Here is a 17,565-nt window from a genome sequence, read left to right on the forward strand (position 1 = left end):
TCAAAAGCTTGGATTATTATGGTTCGATGATTCCATCGCCCCGCCGACACCGCCTTGCGGCGGCCGCGTCTCTCGTGCTGCTTGCTTGCGCGGTTCACGCGCAAACCTCCGATCCCGCCGCGCCCAACAGCCCGGCGCCCATCATCGAGCGGCCGACCCCGTCCCGGCCGGGCACAAGGCCTCCGGCTGCGGCGCCGGTCGCGGCCAAGCCGGCAAGCGAACCCGTCGCGCAGCCATCGGCGCTCACGGCCGAGCTGTTCTACGAAATCCTGATGGGCGAAATGACCACGCGCTCCGGCGATCCCGGCGCGGGCTACGCGCTGGTGCTCGACGCGGCGCGCCGCCTGCGCGACGGCAAGCTGTTTCAGCGCGCGGTCGAAATTGCGTTGCAGTCGCGTTCGGGCGATGCAGCGCTTGCAGCGGCCCGTGCCTGGCAGGAAACGTTGCCCAACTCGCGCGATGCACGCCGCATCGAGCTCCAGATCCTGATTGCGCTCAATCGCATCGGCGAAACGGCCGAGCTGCTGCGCGCCGAAGTCGCCGCCACCTCGCAAGTCGAACGCCCCATGCTCATGGCGGTGATCGTGCGCAACTACTCGCGCTCCACCGACAAGAAACTGGCCGCCTCGGTGGTCGAGCGGGCACTGGCCGATGAACTCAACAAGCCGGCCACCGGCGGGCTGGCCTGGGCAACGGTGGGACGGATGCGCCTGAATGCGGGCGACACCACCGGTGCGCTCGACGCTGCGTTCAAGGGCCAGGAAATCGACCCCGCCTCCGACGCGCCGGCCGCGCTGGCGCTCGAAATGATCGACCCCAGCCAACCGCTGGCCGAGCCGATCGTCACGCGCTACCTTGCCAACAACCCCAAGGCCTCGCCCGACCTGCGCGTTGCCTACGCACGCGTGCTGGTCGAGAACCGCCGCTTCGCCGACTCCAGCGCGCAACTTCAGGCGCTGACCACGGCGCGGCCCGAGCTGGCCGAACCTTGGCTGCTGCTCGGCAGCCTGCAGGCGCAGGCGCGCCAGGACGGGGCCGCCGAAACATCGCTCAAGCGTTACGTCGAGCTCGCCGCGTCCCAAAAAGACCAGAAGGATGCGGACGATCGCCAGCGCGGCACCACACAGGCCTACCTGCTTCTGTCGCAACTCTCGGAGCGCCGCAAGGACTTCACGGGCGCCGAGCGCTGGCTCGCACGCGTCGACAGCACCGACGACCTGGTCGTGGCACAGACCCGCCGCGCAGGCCTGCTGGCACGCCAGGGCAAGCTGCCGCAAGCGCGCGAAGTGCTGCGTGGCCTGCCCGAGCGCACGCCGGAGGACAAGAAGCAGAAGTTCCTCGCCGAAGTGCAGCTGCTGCGCGACGCCAAGCAATACCAGGCGGCCTACGACATGCTGGCGCAGGCTTCCGTCGCCGCGCCGAACGACACCGACCTGATCTACGACCAGGCCATGGTGGCCGAGAAGCTGAACCGCCTCGACGAAATGGAGCGGCTCCTGCGCCGGCTGATCGAGCTCAAGCCCGAAAACCAGAATGCCTACAACGCGCTCGGCTACTCGTTCGCCGATCGCAAGATCCGGCTCGACGAAGCGCGCACGCTGATCCAGAAAGCGGTGCAGCTGGCGCCGCAAGACCCGTTCATTGCGGACAGCCTGGGCTGGGTGGAATTCCGGCTGGGCAACACCACCGAAGCCATTCGCATCCTGGAGGCGGCCTACAAGACGCGGCCCGATCCGGAGATCGGCGCGCACTTTGGTGAAGTGCTCTGGACGGTCGGCCAGAAAGACCGGGCCGTCACGATCTGGAAAGAGGCCTTGCTGAGCGATGCCGAAAACGAAACCCTGCAGGAGACGCTCAAGCGCCTGCGGGTCAAGCCGTGACGGCAATGCTCGCGCCGGATCTTCAGGGCGGCCGCAGGGGCTTCATGGCGGCGGGCGTTGCGGTGCTCCTGGTAACGGCCGGTTGCGCGCAGCTCTCCGGCGGCGCGCGGCCCCAGGGCACGGACATATGGAGTGGCCGCATGTCGCTGCGCATCGACAGCCAGCCGGTGCAGACGTTTTCCGCCCTGTTCGAATTGCGCGGTTCTCCTGAAGCGGGCGAGCTGTCGCTCACGAGCCCCATCGGCAGCACGCTGGCCCAGTTGCACTGGTCGCCCGGCGAGGCCTTGCTCAAGAATGGCAGCGAAGTGCGGCGCTACGAATCGGTCGATGCGCTGATCGAAGCCGCCACGGGTGCCGCAATACCCGTGGGCGCACTCTTCGGCTGGCTCGCGGGACGCGACGACCGCGTTCCCGGCTGGCGCCCCGACTTGGCGCAGGTGGCGAACGGCCGCCTGCAGGCCACGCGTGAGAACCCGGGGCCCACGGCCGACCTGCGCATCGTGTTCGAACGGTCATGAAGGCGATCTACGACCTTCCCGCACCGGCCAAGCTCAACCTCTTCCTGCACATCACCGGCCGGCGCAAAGACGGCTACCACCTGCTGCAATCGGTCTTCATGCTGATCGACTGGTGCGACACGCTGCACGTCGAGCTGCGGCGCGACGGGCAACTCAGCCGCGAAGACCTGACGACCGAATTGCCGCCCGACGACCTGGTGCTGCGCGCGGCGCGGGCGCTGCAGGTGCATGCCAGCCCCGGCCAGGGGGCCCATATCGGCGTTGCCAAGCATGTGCCGGCGCAGGCGGGCATGGGCGGAGGCTCTTCGGACGCCGCCACCTGCCTGCTGGCGCTCAACCGGCTCTGGAACCTGAACCTGCCGCTGTCGCGCCTGGCCGAAATCGGCGTGAAACTGGGTGCCGACGTGCCGTTTTTCCTTGGGGGCCGCAATGCCTGGGTCGAGGGAATCGGCGAGAAAATCACCCCCGTGAATGTGCCTGCGGCACGTTTCGTTGTGGCCAAGCCACCCGAGGGACTCGATACGCGCTTAATTTTTTCTGCGCCGGACCTTCAACGCGCCACTCCTGTTGCTATAATCTCGGGCTTTGCTGCAGATAGCGAACAGCTTGAAGCTCCAAACCAGGAAAGCAGTGCTTTCAAGGTTTTCGACTTCGGCCACAACGACCTGCAGCCGGTTGCCCAACGGCTTTGCCCCGCAGTCACCGAAGCCATCGAATGGCTCGGCGTCCAAGGATTGAAGGCCCGGATGACCGGCTCCGGAAGTTCGGTATTCGCGAAATTGCCGCAAGGGCCGCAAGAAGCGAAACTGGCCGAAGCCCCCGCGGGCTGGCAGGTTCGTCAATGCAGCAACCTGGCCGTTCATCCACTCTGGGGATGGGCGACCTGAGGATAATCGGATCGTGATGGGTCCGATGCGACATATATCGGTTTGTGGTGAAAACCATCGACCCGTGTAGGGGAGTCGCCAAGTTGGTTAAGGCACTGGATTTTGATTCCAGCATGCAAAGGTTCGAATCCTTTCTCCCCTGCCAAATCTCTTCAGGCTGCGGTCTTACCGCCGCAGCGCTTTCAGACTGCGGCCCACGGGCCGCAGTGCTTCTTTTGCAGCCTACCGGCTGCAATAATCGGCGGCCTCCAAGCCGCCACCACGACTCAAACTCTTTGGCGGCTTCCTAAAAGCCATTCGACTGCCGGGACGCGCTCATGCAGGCTAATCACCCTGATTTCATGGTTTTCACCGGCAACGCCAATCCTGGCCTGGCCGCAGAAATCGCGCAAAACCTCGGTACCTCGCTGGGTGCCGCGCGCGTTGGACGCTTCTCCGACGGCGAAGTCACCGTCGAGATCAACCAGAACGTCCGGGCGCGCGATGTGTTCGTGGTGCAGTCCACCTGCGCACCGACCAACGAAAACCTGATGGAACTGCTCATCATGGTCGACGCGCTCAAGCGCGCCTCGGCCGAGCGGATCAGCGCCGTGATTCCCTACTACGGCTATGCCCGCCAGGACCGCCGCCCGCGCTCCAGCCGGGTGCCGATCTCGGCCAAGGTGGTGGCCAACCTGCTGGAAACCGTGGGTGTCGAGCGCGTGCTCACCATGGACCTGCACGCCGACCAGATCCAGGGCTTCTTCGATATTCCGGTCGACAACATCTATGCGTCGCCGGTGCTGCTGGGCGACCTGCGCCAGAGGAACTACGAAGACCTGATCGTCGTGTCGCCCGACGTCGGCGGCGTGGTGCGCGCACGCGCGCTGGCCAAGCAGCTGAACTGCGACCTCGCCATCATCGACAAGCGCCGCCCGAAGGCCAACGTGAGCGAGGTCATGAACGTGATCGGCGAAATCGACGGCCGCAACTGCGTGATCATGGACGACATGATCGACACGGCCGGCACGCTGGTCAAAGCGGCCGAAGTGCTCAAGGAACGCGGCGCAAAAAGCGTCTACGCCTATTGCACGCACCCGATCTTCTCGGGTCCGGCCATCGAACGCATCACCCACTCCGCACTCGACGAAGTGGTCGTGACCAACACCATTCCTCTTTCCGACGGCGCTTTGGCCTGCGGAAAGATCCGCCAACTCTCCGTGGCACCGCTGATCGCCGAAACGATCCAGCGCATTGCCAAGGGCGAGTCGGTCATGAGTTTGTTCTCGGATCAGGACAACCTGTTCTGAGCAAAAAGCGGGCGCCACTTCCTTTTTTCGGAACGGCGCCCTTGTTGAACCGGAGTCGCACTGGTCGCGGTGGACTCTCACAGGAGTTGTTATGAAATTCGTCGCTTTTGAGCGCGCCAAGCAGGGCACGGGTGCGAGCCGCCGTCTCCGCATCTCGGGCAAGACGCCCGGTATCGTCTATGGTGGTGAAGGCAAGCCCCAGCTGATCGAGCTCGATCACAACGCGTTGTGGCACGCCCTCAAGAAGGAAGCCTTCCACGCCTCGATCCTCGAAATGGAACTCGGCGGCGCCACCAGCAAAGTGCTGCTGCGCGACGTGCAGTACCACCCCTTCCGCCAGCTGGTGCAACACATCGACTTCCAGCGCGTCGATGCCAAGACCCGCCTGCACATGAAGGTGCCGCTTCACTTCAAGGGTGAAGAAGAGTCCGACGCCGTCAAGCTCGACCACAACCTCGTCACGCACGTGATGAACGAGCTCGAAGTGAGCTGCCTGCCGAGCGACCTGCCCGAGTTCATCGAGGTCGACCTCTCCAGTCTGAAGAAGAACGCCACGCTGCACGTGAGCGACATCAAGCTGCCCAAGGGCGTGAAGTTCGTGAGCCACGGCAAGCTGAACCCCGTCATCGTGTCGGCCGTGCCGCCGCTGGTCGCCGAAGAGCCGGCACCTGCCGCTGAAGGCGCAGCACCTGCCGAAGGCGCCGCAGCCGCTGGTGGCAAGCCTGCCGCCAAGACGGCAAAGCCGGCCGCGAAGAAGTAATTCTTCCGGCACCCTGCAAAAGGCCCGCTTCGTGCGGGCCTTTTTGCTTTTGGGGCGGCGAGATAATTCCCTCATGATCAAGCTGTTTGTCGGCCTCGGTAATCCCGGGCCTGAATACGAAGCCACACGGCACAACGCAGGCTTCTGGTGGATCGACGCGCTCGCACGTGACTGGAAGCTCAATCTGGTGCCCGAGCGCAGCTATCACGGCCTTGCGGCGCGCGCGAACATCGGCGGGCAGAGCGTGTGGCTGCTCGAGCCGCAAACCTTCATGAACCTGTCGGGCAAATCGGTCGCCGCGCTCGCGCGCTTCTTCAAGATTGCGCCCGAAGAAATTCTCGTGGTGCACGACGAGCTCGACGTCGTGCCCGGCCAGGCCAAGCTCAAGTTCGGCGGCAGCCACGCGGGCCATAACGGCCTGCGCGACATCCATGCGCAGCTGGGCACCGGCGACTACTGGCGCCTGCGCCTGGGCATCGGACATCCCGGCGTGAAGTCGGAGGTGATCAACTGGGTGCTCAAGAAGCCGCTGAAGGAACAGCGCGAAGCCATCGAGGACGCCGTCGTCCGCACGCTGCATGCGGCCCCTGCCTTGGTGGCGGGCGAGATGGAAAAGGCCACCTTGATCATTCACACGAGCAAACCGCCCCGGCCCAAACCGCCGCGGCGAGAGCCCGGCGATGGAGGCACGCCCGCCGCCACTTAGTCAGCCGGTAACGAGAGCGCGGGAGAAAAAAGGGAGAGAAATAAAAATGAGAAGAAGCAGAAGAGCCACCCAGACCGGGAAAACCGGCATAGCTATAGTTTTAATAGCATCAGGTATTTTCTGGCTACCCGCCGCGGCACAGGGAAGGTCCGAAACCTACCGCTGCGGCAACACCTACACCGACCGGCCCTGCGAGGGCGGAAAACCCGTGAAGGTCGACGACGTGCGTACCGAGGCAGACCGCCGCGCCTCGGAGGCCGCCACCCACAAGGCCGAGGTTCGCGCCGACCAGCTCGAGCGCATTCGCCTGTCCCAGGAAAAAGAAGCCTACGAGCGCGATCGCCGCTCCGCCCACGAGGCTAGGCAGGCCGCCGTCGCCGAGCGAAAGCTCGCGTCCTCCGAGCAACTCGCGCAGGCACGCGCCCGAAAACTCGCCTCCGAGCCGCACAAGTCGAGCACGCGTTTCAGCGGGGCAACCGGAGGGAAACCAGCTTCGTCGCCGGACAACGCCGGCGGCGGCAAGAAAAAGCGAAAGCCGTCGTCCGGCTCAGACGCCGGCTGAAGGCACTGGCGGCCGCGGCTCCACAGCCGCGGCTGCTGCCTTGGCCGCGGCAAGCCGCTCGAACTTCTGCCACAGCGTCTCGCGGCTTTCCACGTGCTCCGGATTGATGGGGATGCACGCAACCGGGCACACCTGCACGCACTGCGGTTCGTCGAAATGGCCCACGCATTCGGTGCACTTGCGCGGATCGATCTCGTAGAACTCCGCGCCCATGTAGATCGCATCGTTCGGGCACTCGGGCTCGCAGACATCGCAGTTGATGCATTCGTCGGTGATCATGAGGGCCATACCCGATTATCGCGAACAAGGCACGCTTGTTGCAGGAGTCGGGTTATGCTGCGCCCCGCCCCATGAGCCTGTTTATTCTCAAGCGCCTCGCCACGCTGATCGCCACGCTGATCGGCGCCTCGGTCATAGTGTTTCTTGTCCTGGAGATCCTGCCCGGCAACGCCGCGCAGTTGCTCATGGGCCCCGACGCCGCGCCGGAAGCTGTCGCGGCGCTGGCCACCAAGCTCGGCCTCGACCAACCCGCCTGGACGCGCTACTGGCAGTGGATTGCAGGCCTCCTGACCGGCAACCTTGGCGACAGCTACGCCTACAGCACCCCGGTGCTCGACCTCATTCTTGAACGGCTCGCGCTCACCGTGCCCCTGGCACTGCTGGCGATGGCGCTGACCACCGTGCTCGCACTGCTTGTGGGCGTCACCGCGGCAGCGCGCCACAACAAGCTCGGCGACGTGGGCCTGATGGGCCTCACGCAGGTGGGCATCGCCATTCCCAATTTCTGGTTTGCGATCCTGCTCATTTTGGTTTTCTCCGTCCAACTGCAATGGTTCTCGGCCGGCGGCTTCGAGGGCTGGGGCGAAGGGGTCTTCGCGGGCATCAAGTCGCTGCTGCTGCCGGCCTTGTCGCTCGCGGTGGTGCAAGCGGCCATCCTTGCGCGCATCACGCGCTCGGCGGTGCTCGAAGTGATGCGCGAAGACTTCGTGCGCACTGCGCGCGCCAAGGGCGTTTCGCAGCGCGCGGTGCTCTGGACCCATGTGCTGCGCAACGCGATGATTCCGGTGGTCACGGTCATGGGCATGCAGTTTTCAGAACTGCTGGCCGGCACCATCGTGATCGAAAAGGTGTTTTACCTGCCCGGCTTGGGCCGGTTGATCTTCGAGGCCATCGGCAACCGCGACCTGATCGTCGTGCGCAACTGCGTGATGCTGCTCGCGGCCCTGGTGGTCATCGTGAATTTTGTGGTCGACGTGCTCTATGCCGTGATCGACCCGCGCATCAAGGCGAGCGACATATGAGCGCTGTACCCATTCCGAGCGCAGCGGCGCTCAAGGTTCCCGGCTTCTGGCGCCGCGCGCTGCGGCACCGCAGCTTCGTGCTCGGCGGCGTGCTCACGCTGCTCCTGCTGCTGGCCGCCGTCGTCTCGTTGGTGTGGACGCCATGGTCGCCCTACGAGATGGACATGCCCAACAAGCTCAAGCCGCCCTCGGGCGCGCACTGGCTGGGCACCGACACCTATGGGCGTGACGTGGCCTCGCTGCTGCTGGTGGGCGCGCGAGCGTCCATCCTGGTGGGCATGATTGCCGTGGGCATCGGCCTTGTCGTCGGCACGGCTCTGGGCCTCTTGGCCGCCGCGCGGCGCGGCTGGGTCGAAGAAGCCATCATGCGGCTCACCGACTTCTCGCTCGCCTTCCCGGCCATTCTGTCGGCCATCATGATGACGGCCGTGTTCGGCGCCGGCATCGTCAATGCGATCATCGCGATCGGCATCTACAACATCCCGACGTTCGCACGCATCACGCGCGCGTCGGCCAACGCCATCTGGTCGCGCGAGTACGTGGCCGCCGCGCGCGCCTGCGGCAAGGGTTCGTTCGCCATCACGATGCAGCATGTGCTGCCCAACATCTCGGCCGTGCTGATCGTGCAGATCACCATTCGCTTCGCGATTGCCATCCTTGCCGAGGCCGCCCTCTCCTACCTCGGCCTGGGCACCCAGCCGCCGCAGCCCTCGTGGGGCCGCATGCTCAACGAGGCGCAGACCATGATGTTCCAGTCGCCGCTGCTCCCGGTATTCCCCGGCATGGCCATTGCCATGGCGGTGCTGGGCCTCAACCTGCTCGGCGACGGACTGCGCGACCTGCTCGATCCGCGCCTGGCAAGGGCGCGTTAAGCCATGCCTCTTCTCGAAGTCAAGGACCTGCATGTCGAGCTGCAAACGCAGCGCGGCCCCGCCGAGGCCGTGCGCGGCATCGGCTTTACGCTCGAGCGCGGCGAAACGCTGGGCATCGTGGGCGAATCGGGCTGCGGCAAGTCGATCACGGTGCAATCGCTCATGGGCCTCTTGCCCGCCACCGCAAAGGTCAGCGGCAGCATCCGCTTCGACGGCACCGAGCTCGTGGGCCTGGGCGAAAAGGCCATGTGCCAGATTCGCGGCAACCGCATCGGCATGATCTTCCAGGAGCCGATGACGGCACTGAACCCGGTGCACACCATTGCGCGCCAAGTCGGCGAGCCGCTGCGCCTGCACCGCGGGCTCACGGGCGCCGACGCACGCAAGGAGGTGCTCGCATTGCTGGAGCGCGTGGGCATTCCCGATGCGGCTTCGCGGCTCGATGCCTACCCGCACCAGTTTTCGGGCGGGCAACGCCAGCGCATCGGCATTGCCATGGCGCTGGCCTGCGGCCCCGACCTGCTCATTGCCGACGAGCCCACCACCGCGCTCGACGTCACCATCCAGAAGCAGATTCTCGATCTCATCCAGGGGCTGGTCGCGGAGCGCGGCATGGCGCTGATCCTGATCTCGCACGACCTTGGCGTGATCGCGCAGAGCGTGTCGAAGATGCTGGTGATGTACGGCGGCAGCGTGGTCGAGAGCGGCCCGACCGACACCGTCTTTGCCCAGCGCGCGCATCCGTACACGCAGGGGCTGTTCGCGGCGCGGCCGGCGCTTGGTGCGCCGCGCGGCATTCGCCTGGCCACCATCCGAGGCAGCGTGCCCGAATTGATCGACCTGCCGCAAGGCTGTCCTTTTGCGGGCCGATGCAAGTACACCGTGGATGCCTGCCATGCGACCAAGCCTCCGTCCACGATGCTGCCGCACGACCATGCGGTGCGGTGCATCCGGCTCGAAGAGATTGCCGCGGAAGGGGCCCTTGCATCATGAGTCAGTCGATCGGCACAGCGCCCCTGCTCGAGGTCACCGACCTCGTGCGCCACTACGCACTGCCGCGCGAAAAGCTCTTCGGCCCGCCGCCGCTCGTCAAGGCGCTGAACGGCGTGAGCTTCAAGGTCGAGGCGGGCCGCAGCCTGGGCATCGTCGGCGAATCGGGCTCGGGCAAATCAACCATCGCACGCCTGGTGATGGCGCTCGACACGCCCACTTCGGGCAGCGTGCGTATGCTGGGCCGCGACCTGCACCAGCTGCCCCGAAGCGAACTGCGCACGGCACGGCGCGACTTCCAGATGGTGTTCCAGGACCCCTACGGCTCGCTCGATCCGCGCCAGACGGTGGCACGCATCGTCGCCGAGCCGCTCGAGGCGCTGGCTGAAATCAGCCGTGCGGTGCAGCGCGAGCGCGCCTCGGAGGCGCTGGCCGCCGTGGGCCTGCGCACCACCGACATGGACAAGTACCCGCACGAATTTTCGGGCGGGCAGCGCCAGCGCATCGCAATTGCACGCGCGCTCATCACGCGCCCCAAGCTCATCGTGGCCGACGAGCCCGTGAGCGCGCTCGACGTGTCCGTGCAGGCCCAGGTGCTCAACCTCATGCAGGACCTGCAGCAGCAGTTCGGCATCAGCTACCTGCTCATCAGCCACGACCTCGCGGTGGTGAACCACCTCTGCGACGAGGTCTGCGTGGTGTGGAAGGGCAAGATCGTCGAGCAGGGGCCGCCCGGCGAGCTTTTCAGCAACGCGCAGCATCCGTACACGCGCACCCTGCTCGACGCGGTGCCGCGCACGCCGGCAGGCGGCACGTTGCTGGCCGCCTGAGTAAACGCCGCGCAAATCCGCATCCGGGTACGTCCCGAGGAAAAAGCGCCGCTGCAGGCAAGCAGCAACGCGCCCGCTGCGAGAGAATGACTTCGGCTGCGCGCGTGGCATCTTTCGTGCTGCGTACCCTTGCTCCGCGGCGCGGCGCCTCCATTCGGGGCGCCGTGCGCGTGAAGCAGCCAAATCGCACACCCAGTTTTTCCGGAGATCACACCGTATGCTGAATCGTCGCACCCTCCTTGCCACCGCCGGCGCCACCGTTGCCCTGGCCACCCCTGTCGCCGGCATGGCACAGGGGCGGAAGGACGCCATCGTGATCGGCATGGCGCTCGAGCCACCGGGGCTCGATCCCACTGCGGGTGCCGCGGCCGCGATTGGGGAAGTGGTGCACTACAACATCCTCGAGACGCTCACCAAGATCAACGCAGACGGCAACGTCACGCCCCTCCTGGCCGAGAGCTGGGAAGTCTCGCCCGACCTGAAGACCTACACCTTCAAGCTCAAGCGCGGCGTCAAGTACCAGAACGGCGAACCCTTCAACGCCAACACCGTGAAGTTCGCCTTCGACCGCGCGGGTGGCGAGAAGAGCACCAACAAGGACAAGCGCACCTTCGCGAACCTGAGCACGCAGGTGGTCGACGACTACACCGTGGTCATCATCAACAAGGAAATCGACCCCGACCTGCCCTTTGTGCTGGGCCAAGCCACGGCGGCGATCGTCGAGCCCAAGAGCGCCGACACCAACGCCACCAAGCCGGTGGGCACCGGCCCCTACAAGCTCGACAACTGGGCCAAGGGCTCGTCGATCACTCTGAGCAAGTGGGACGGCTTTCGCAGCCCCGGCACGGCCAAGATCAACAAAGTCACGTTCCGCTTCATTGCCGACGCCGCCGCGCAAGCCGCGTCGCTGCTGGCCGGCGACGTCGACGTGTTCACGCGCATCGGCACGCGCGTGGTGCCGCAGTTCAAGAACAACCCCCAGTTCCAGACCATCCTGGCCGGCTCGCGAGCCAAGACCATTCTTTCGATCAACAACAAGAAGAAGCCGCTGGACGACGTGCGCGTGCGGCGCGCCATCCTTTCGGCCATCGACCGCAAGGCCGTGATCGAAGGCGCCGCGGACGGCTTCGGCGTGCCGATCGGCAGCCACTACGTGCCGGGCGCGGCGGGCTATGTCGACACCACCGCCGTCAATCCGTTCGACATTGAAAAAGCCAAGAAGCTGCTCGCCGAAGCCGGCGTGAAGACGCCGCTCGAACTCACCATGACCCTGCCGCCGCCGCCCTACGCGCGCCAGGGCGGCGAAGTGATCGTGGCCCAGCTGGCCAAGATCGGCATCACGGTGAAGGTGCAGAACGTCGAGTGGGCGCAGTGGCTCAGTGGCACCTACGGCAACAAGGACTACGACCTGTCGATCGTGTCGCACGTGGAGCCCTTCGACCTCGGCAACTACGCCAAGGCGGACTACTACTGGGGCTACCAGTCGAAGGCCTTCAACACGCTGTTCGACAAGATCAAGTCCACGGGCAATGCGGCGGAACGCGCCAAGCTGCTCGGCGACGCGCAGAAGATGCTGGCAGCCGATGCGGCCAACGGCTTCCTGTACCAGCCGCAGTTTCCGACCATCGCAAAGAAGAACGTGAAGGGCCTCTGGAAGGAAAACCCGATCTTCGTGAACGACCTGTCGGCGCTGTCGTGGGGATGAGCACTGACGTGTCTTCTCCTTCCTCTGCATTGAACGACCTCTCCGCCCAGGAGCTCTCCGCCGCCTACCGCGACAAGCGCCTGTCGCCGGTCGAGGTGACGCAGGCCGTCATCGCGCACATCGAGCGCTGGGAACCGAATCTGCAGGCCACCTGGCTCTTCAGGCCCGAGGCCGCGCTCGAACAGGCGCGGGCTTCGGAAGCGCGCTGGCAGCGCGGCGAAGCGCTGGGCCCACTCGACGGCGTGCCCGCCACCATCAAGGAAAACATCGCCACGCGCGGCGACCCGATGCCGGCAGGCACAGCCGCCGTCGACTTGAAGCCTGCCACCGCCGATGCACCGCCGGCCGCGCGCCTGAAGGAAGCCGGCGCGGTCATCGTGAGCAAGACCACGATGCCGGACTACGGCATGCTGTCTTCGGGGCTCTCGAGCTTTCACAAGCTGGCGCGCAATCCGTGGGACCTGAGCAAGACCCCGGGCGGCTCCAGTGCCGGTGCCGGTGCAGCGGCTGCCGCGGGCTACGGCCCACTGCACATCGGCACCGACATAGGCGGCTCGCTGCGGCTGCCCGCAAGCTGGTGCGGCATCTTCACGCTGAAGCCGAGCCTGGGCCGGATTCCCATCGACCCGCCGTACATGGGCCGCGCCGCGGGCCCCATGACTCGCAGCGTGGCCGATGCCGCGCTGATGATGCAGGTGCTCTCCAAGCCCGATGCGCGCGACAGCATGAGCCTGCCGCCGCAAGACATCGATTGGGCGAGCTTCGACGTATCGCCCGAGCACTTGCGGGGGCTGCGCATCGGGCTGCTGCTCGACGCGGGCTGCGGCCTGGCGGTGGAGCCCGAGATCGAGGCAGCGGTCGAGCGTGCGGCCCGCCTGTTCGAGAAGGCCGGAGCCATCGTCGAGACCATGCAGCCGTTCATGTCGCAAGCCATGCTCGACGGCATGGACCATCTGTGGCGCATGCGCTCGCTGGTCGACATGAAGGCCTTGCGCCCCGACCAGCGCGCCAAGGTGCTGCCCTACATTCGCGAGTGGGCCGAGAGCGCGGCCGAGTTCAGCGGCGAACACGTGTTCCGCAGCTTCAGCCAGTTCCACGCAACGCGCGTGGCGGCGGTGCAGGCCTGCGCACGGTTCGACTACGTGATCTCGCCGGTGTCGCCGAACATGCCCGCGGCCGCGGAAGCGCCTTCGCCGACCAACGACCCGCTGCGTCCGCTGGAGCACATCGGGTTCACGGTGCCATTCAACATGTCGGAGCAGCCCGCGTCTTCGGTGAACTGCGGGTACTCGGCGAGCGGGCTACCAATTGGGCTGCAGATTGCCGGGAAGCGTTTCGACGACCTCGGTGTGCTGCGCGTGTCGCGTGCGTTCGAGCAGATTCGGGAGCCGCAGCGGCCTTGGCCTGTAGCGCCTTAGTTTTTTGGCGCCGCTGTTCGGGGGGCGCACCCGCCGACGGGGTACCTTGCTCCGCGAATGTCCCCCGGCCTTCGGCCTCCTCCTTTATTTCGCTGCGCAAGGCACCCCATCGACGTGAGCGTTATGCGCAGCAGTCGTTGATCGCAGGATCAATAGCAGCGTGCCCAGGTGCACAGGGCATCGGGTGCTCCCCGCAGCGAAATAAAGGAGGAGCCGAAGGCGGGGGACATTCGCGGAGGGGAGTACCCGGTGGCCTTTGCACGCGCCCTGAACAGCAGCGCCCCGAACAACAGCGCCGGAAACAAGCGCCCGACCATTCAAGTCGCAGCGTACCGCCCCGGCTTGTGATTGATCCACAAGAAAAGCCCCATCACCACAGCCGCCAGCACAGACCATCCCACGCGCTGCGGCGGAATCACGAATAGCGCGAGCAGCACCACCGTGCAATCGATGCCGATCTGCACCTTGCCGGCGGGCCAACCGCGTTTTTCCTGCAGGTACAGCGTCAACACCGTCGCACCCCCGAGGCTCGCGCGATGGCGGGCGAGAAACAGGCATCCGGTGCCCAACAGTAATCCGCCGAGCACGGCCGCGAAGGCCGGGTGCAGGGAATCGATCGAGATGTAGCGCGGCGCCCAGTCGGTCATGACCGAAAGCAATGCGATCGCCGAGAAGGTCTTGATGGTGAAGGCCCGCCCCATGTGGCGCCATGCGAACCAGTAGAACGGCAGGTTGACCAGGAAGAACAGCTTGCCGAAGCTCACGCCCGTGGCGTAGTGCAAAAGAAACGCAACACCGGCCGTGCCGCCCGTGAGCAGGCCCGCCTGACCGAACAGCATCATGGCAACGGCGACGAACAAGGTGCCTGAAAAGATGGCCTGCGCGTCGTCGAAGCGGGAGTGCCGCAAGAAATCCGCCGGGGTTCTGGGTTGTGGCGCGTTCATGTGAGGCAGTTTGACGCAAGTCCCGCGCCACCCCCAGGGTAGTGTCATACCAGGTGGGTCGCCAGCATTTCCCGGGCGCGGGTCACAAACTCCGTCTCGCCCCGGCGGCCGGGCAAGAACTGGAACGCGACCCGAGGCAAAGCCGGCAATCCATGCGGCGTCGCCAGCCGCGCCACGCCCTCGCCCGCAGCAGACTCGTTCAAGCAGGCCACGCCGAGCCCTGCGGCCAATGCCGACTGCAACCCCGCCACGCCCGACGCCACATGCGCCAGCACATACGGCACCTTGCGCCGCCGAAGCAGCGCCACGGTGTACTGGTGCAACGAGCAGGTGTCCGGCAAGGCCAGCAGCCGGAGCGGTTCGCCCTTGGTCAACCGCATGCCGGCTGCGCCAAGCCACACGAGCGACTCGCGGCGTATCACCGGCGCCTTTTGGCCCTGCTCCGGCGAAGTGGCCGCACCTGAGATATTCATCGCCAGCCCCACGTCGAACTCGCCGTTCGCATAGGCCGCCCGCAGCGCGTCGCTCTTCAGGATGCTCACGTTCAGCCGCACCTGCGGATAGCTCTTGCCAAGCCGTGCCAGCAGTTGCGTGAGATCGCCAGGCCGAAAATAGTCGGTCACGGCGAGCCGCAGCTCGCCCTGCAGCGTTTCGCCGTGCAGGTCGCGAAAGGCCTCGTCGCTGAGCGCGAGGATGCGGCGCGCATAGGCCAGCAGCCGCGTGCCCGCCTCAGTCGGCGCCACGCCGCTCTTGCTGCGCGTGAGCAATGACTGCCCTGCCCGCTCCTCGAGTTTGCGGATCTGCTCGCTCACCGATGACTGCGAAAGAAAAACACGCGGTGCGGCCGCCGTGAGGCTGCCGGCATCGATCACCGCAGCAAGAGTGCGCAGCTGCTCCAGGTCGAATGTCTGCATGGCTTATCCATTCGTTAATCCGATGCTTTCCATCATATCTTCCCGCTTTTCCGATGGAAGCGCAGCGCCCAGAATAGCCCCATCGTTCATTCATTCACGGAGTTCCAAATGCCGCACATCGTTGTTCATCTCTCGGGCGAGCCCGACGCCAATCTCACCCGCAAGACCGTCGACACTGTTGCCGAGCTCACTCAGAGCGTGCTCGGCAAGCAGTTACCGGTGATCGCCATCACGGTGCAGTACATCGCCGCCGACACGTGGTTCATCGGCGGACAGTCGCTGGCCTCGCTCGGCAAGTCGGCGTTCCACCTGGACATCAGCGTCACGGACGAAACCAATACCAAGGCAGAAAAGGCGCGCTACCTGCGCGAGGTGCATGCCGCCATGGCACGCCTGCGGCCTAACCTGCACGAGGTGTCGTACATCCACGTGATCGATGCCCGTGGCGCGGCCTACGGCTACGGCGGAAAGACCCAGGAGTACCGCCACCAGCAAGCAGGCGTTTGAAGCCCAGGGCGGGGCATGGCACCATCCGGCCATGCCCGCCGCAACCCTGCACGCCGACAGTTTCGGCAACCCGCTCACGCTCGACGATGCCGCCAGCCTGCCGCTTGTCGAAGACTTCGTCATGGGCTTCGTTTCGACCGAGGCACGCGCCGTCAACCTGCTGGCGCTGGGCGACAGCGACCGGAGCCCCATCGTCCAGGCCTATTGCGCAACGCTTCACCTCTTCGCCGAATCGCGCGATGCCGTGGCCAATGCGCGCCCCTATCTGGCCAAGGCCCGAGCCGCATCCGGCCGCGCCACACCGCGCGAGCAACGCTACATCGCAGCGATTGAAGCGTGGGCCGACGGCGACATCGCCAGGGCCATTGCGCTGCACACGGAGCAGTCGCGCGAGTACCCGCGCGACCTCGTGTCGGTGAAGCTGGGGCAATACCACTGCTTCAATACCGGCGACTGTCCGGGCATGCTCCGGCTCGCACTTGCCGCACTGCCGGCCGCGTCCGACGTGCCCTATGTGCACGGCATGGCCGCCTTCGGCTACGAGCAGTGCCACCTGATGCGCGAGGCCGAGGCCAGCGCTCGCCACGCCATCGGCATGTGCCGCAAGGAGCCGTGGGCGCACCATGCGCTGGCGCATGTGATGCTCACCGAAGGCCGGCTTTCCGAAGGGCTGGCGTTCATGCAAGGCGTGAGCGACACCTGGACCGGGCTCAATTCGTTCATGGTCACGCACAACTGGTGGCACGTGGCCCTGTTCCTCATCGAGCTCGGGCGTGATGCGGAAGCGCTCGCGGTGTACGACCGCGAAGTGTGGGGCGTGGCGAAGGACTACTCGCAGGACCAGATCGGCGCAGTCTCGCTGCTGGCGCGCTTCGAGCTCGCGGGCATCGATGTCGGCTCGCGGTGGAGCGACGTAGGCCACTACCTCGTGCAGCGCCAGACCGACCATGTACTGCCCTTTCTCGACCTGCAGTACCTCTATGGCCTGGCCCGCGCGGGTCGGCCCGAGGCGGATGCGCTGCTGTGCAACATAGAGGCCTATGCGCCACGCGCACCCGTCTCGACCCGCGCCGCGTGGCAGCACGTGTGCGTGCCGGCCGCTCGCGGGCTTGTTGCCCATGCGCGAGGCGACTTCGCTTCGGCCATCGACGGGCTCGGCAGCGCCTTGCCTCGCCTCGTCGAAATCGGCGGCAGCCATGCGCAGCGCGACCTCTTCGAGCAGGTGTACCTCGACGCCCTCGTGCGTGCCGGCACCGAAACCACGCTCACGGGTGCGCAGGGCATCCTGCAGCAGCAGCTCAATGGCCAGCCGGAATCGCTGCGGCTGCGGCGCCAAACGAGCGATGTCTATGCGCGGCTCGGGCTCGAGCAGCTGGCTTCTCGCCTTTGAGGGGCTAGCGAGGTCATGCCTTCCAGTCATGGGGCGTGTCGCAAAAGGAATTAACGGGCACGCGGGAGCGACTTCTAAACTGGCCGCTCCAC

Annotated in this window: 18 protein-coding genes and 1 tRNA gene; 16 read left to right on the forward strand and 3 right to left on the reverse strand. The window is 65.8% G+C overall.

Translation table 11 applies throughout. The annotated features are described in order from the left end of the window. Window positions 1-26 precede the first annotated feature (26 nt). The 8 genes from V9L20_RS24760 (at window position 27) to V9L20_RS24795 (ending at window position 6,602) form a co-directional block, all read left to right on the forward strand. A complete protein-coding gene (locus V9L20_RS24760; protein ID WP_337298599.1) occupies window positions 27-1,880 on the forward strand; it encodes a tetratricopeptide repeat protein in 1,854 nt (617 codons plus the stop codon). A 5-nt stretch (window positions 1,881-1,885) separates the two neighbouring features. Continuing rightward, the gene (locus tag V9L20_RS24765) at window positions 1,886-2,398 is read left to right on the forward strand and encodes a lipoprotein insertase outer membrane protein LolB (protein ID WP_337298630.1); all 513 of its coding nucleotides are present in this window, start codon (window positions 1,886-1,888) and stop codon (window positions 2,396-2,398) included. Then, the gene (gene ispE, locus V9L20_RS24770) at window positions 2,395-3,285 is read left to right on the forward strand and encodes a 4-(cytidine 5'-diphospho)-2-C-methyl-D-erythritol kinase (protein ID WP_337298600.1); all 891 of its coding nucleotides are present in this window, start codon (window positions 2,395-2,397) and stop codon (window positions 3,283-3,285) included. The genes V9L20_RS24765 and ispE overlap by 4 nt, the downstream gene beginning before the upstream one ends. 68 nt (window positions 3,286-3,353) lie before the next feature. Further along, window positions 3,354-3,430: transfer RNA gene (locus V9L20_RS24775), tRNA-Gln, on the forward strand. Window positions 3,431-3,602: 172 nt separating this feature from the next. Continuing rightward, window positions 3,603-4,574 (forward strand): ribose-phosphate pyrophosphokinase, encoded by a 972-nt coding sequence (locus tag V9L20_RS24780; protein WP_126747032.1) that lies wholly within the window; start codon window positions 3,603-3,605, stop codon window positions 4,572-4,574. 91 nt (window positions 4,575-4,665) lie between these two features. Next, complete coding sequence (locus V9L20_RS24785) at window positions 4,666-5,334, forward strand: 50S ribosomal protein L25/general stress protein Ctc (RefSeq protein WP_157615666.1); 669 nt, start codon at window positions 4,666-4,668, stop codon at window positions 5,332-5,334. 73 nt (window positions 5,335-5,407) lie between these two features. Beyond that, a complete protein-coding gene (pth, locus tag V9L20_RS24790) occupies window positions 5,408-6,040 on the forward strand; it encodes an aminoacyl-tRNA hydrolase (protein ID WP_337298601.1) in 633 nt (210 codons plus the stop codon). Window positions 6,041-6,248: 208 nt separating this feature from the next. After that, on the forward strand, window positions 6,249-6,602 hold the full coding sequence (locus V9L20_RS24795) for a hypothetical protein (RefSeq protein ID WP_337298602.1): 354 nt from the start codon (window positions 6,249-6,251) through the stop codon (window positions 6,600-6,602). On the opposite strand, the gene V9L20_RS24800 is transcribed toward V9L20_RS24795, so the two are convergent. Further along, on the reverse strand, window positions 6,588-6,890 hold the full coding sequence (locus V9L20_RS24800) for a YfhL family 4Fe-4S dicluster ferredoxin (protein WP_337298603.1): 303 nt from the start codon (window positions 6,888-6,890) through the stop codon (window positions 6,588-6,590). The two genes, V9L20_RS24795 and V9L20_RS24800, sit on opposite strands and share 15 nt — an antisense overlap. Window positions 6,891-6,952: 62 nt before the next feature. Here V9L20_RS24800 and V9L20_RS24805 point away from each other — a divergent pair, with 62 nt between their 5' ends. The 6 genes from V9L20_RS24805 (at window position 6,953) to V9L20_RS24830 (ending at window position 13,718) form a co-directional block, all read left to right on the forward strand. Next, on the forward strand, window positions 6,953-7,903 hold the full coding sequence (locus tag V9L20_RS24805; protein ID WP_258502221.1) for an ABC transporter permease: 951 nt from the start codon (window positions 6,953-6,955) through the stop codon (window positions 7,901-7,903). Continuing rightward, window positions 7,900-8,775 carry an ABC transporter permease gene (locus V9L20_RS24810; protein WP_337298604.1) on the forward strand — a complete coding sequence of 292 codons (876 nt, stop codon included), beginning with the start codon at window positions 7,900-7,902 and terminating at the stop codon, window positions 8,773-8,775. Before V9L20_RS24805 ends, V9L20_RS24810 begins: the two co-directional genes overlap by 4 nt. 3 nt (window positions 8,776-8,778) lie before the next feature. Next, window positions 8,779-9,768, forward strand: coding sequence for an ABC transporter ATP-binding protein (locus V9L20_RS24815; protein WP_337298605.1), 990 nt, complete (start codon window positions 8,779-8,781; stop codon window positions 9,766-9,768). Beyond that, complete coding sequence (locus V9L20_RS24820; protein ID WP_337298606.1) at window positions 9,765-10,595, forward strand: ATP-binding cassette domain-containing protein; 831 nt, start codon at window positions 9,765-9,767, stop codon at window positions 10,593-10,595. The genes V9L20_RS24815 and V9L20_RS24820 overlap by 4 nt, the downstream gene beginning before the upstream one ends. Before the next feature lie 217 nt (window positions 10,596-10,812). Further along, window positions 10,813-12,300, forward strand: a complete 1,488-nt coding sequence (locus V9L20_RS24825) for an ABC transporter substrate-binding protein (protein WP_337298607.1) — start codon at window positions 10,813-10,815, stop codon at window positions 12,298-12,300. Then, on the forward strand, window positions 12,297-13,718 hold the full coding sequence (locus V9L20_RS24830; protein ID WP_337298608.1) for an amidase: 1,422 nt from the start codon (window positions 12,297-12,299) through the stop codon (window positions 13,716-13,718). The genes V9L20_RS24825 and V9L20_RS24830 overlap by 4 nt, the downstream gene beginning before the upstream one ends. Before the next feature lie 317 nt (window positions 13,719-14,035). On the opposite strand, the gene V9L20_RS24835 is transcribed toward V9L20_RS24830, so the two are convergent. Continuing rightward, window positions 14,036-14,662 carry a YitT family protein gene (locus V9L20_RS24835; RefSeq protein ID WP_337298609.1) on the reverse strand — a complete coding sequence of 209 codons (627 nt, stop codon included), beginning with the start codon at window positions 14,660-14,662 and terminating at the stop codon, window positions 14,036-14,038. A 44-nt stretch (window positions 14,663-14,706) separates the two neighbouring features. Further along, the gene (locus V9L20_RS24840; RefSeq protein ID WP_337298610.1) at window positions 14,707-15,576 is read right to left on the reverse strand and encodes a LysR family transcriptional regulator; all 870 of its coding nucleotides are present in this window, start codon (window positions 15,574-15,576) and stop codon (window positions 14,707-14,709) included. A gap of 108 nt (window positions 15,577-15,684) precedes the next feature. On the opposite strand from V9L20_RS24840, the gene V9L20_RS24845 reads away from it, so the two are divergent. Together V9L20_RS24845 and V9L20_RS24850 are read left to right on the forward strand one after the other, a co-directional pair. After that, complete coding sequence (locus V9L20_RS24845; RefSeq protein ID WP_337298611.1) at window positions 15,685-16,083, forward strand: tautomerase family protein; 399 nt, start codon at window positions 15,685-15,687, stop codon at window positions 16,081-16,083. Window positions 16,084-16,114: 31 nt separating this feature from the next. Next, complete coding sequence (locus tag V9L20_RS24850; RefSeq protein WP_337298612.1) at window positions 16,115-17,473, forward strand: tetratricopeptide repeat protein; 1,359 nt, start codon at window positions 16,115-16,117, stop codon at window positions 17,471-17,473. Window positions 17,474-17,565 lie beyond the last annotated feature (92 nt).

Origin of the sequence: Variovorax sp. CCNWLW225 (assembly GCF_037204045.1) — a bacterium.
Lineage (GTDB): Bacteria > Pseudomonadota > Gammaproteobacteria > Burkholderiales > Burkholderiaceae_C > Variovorax.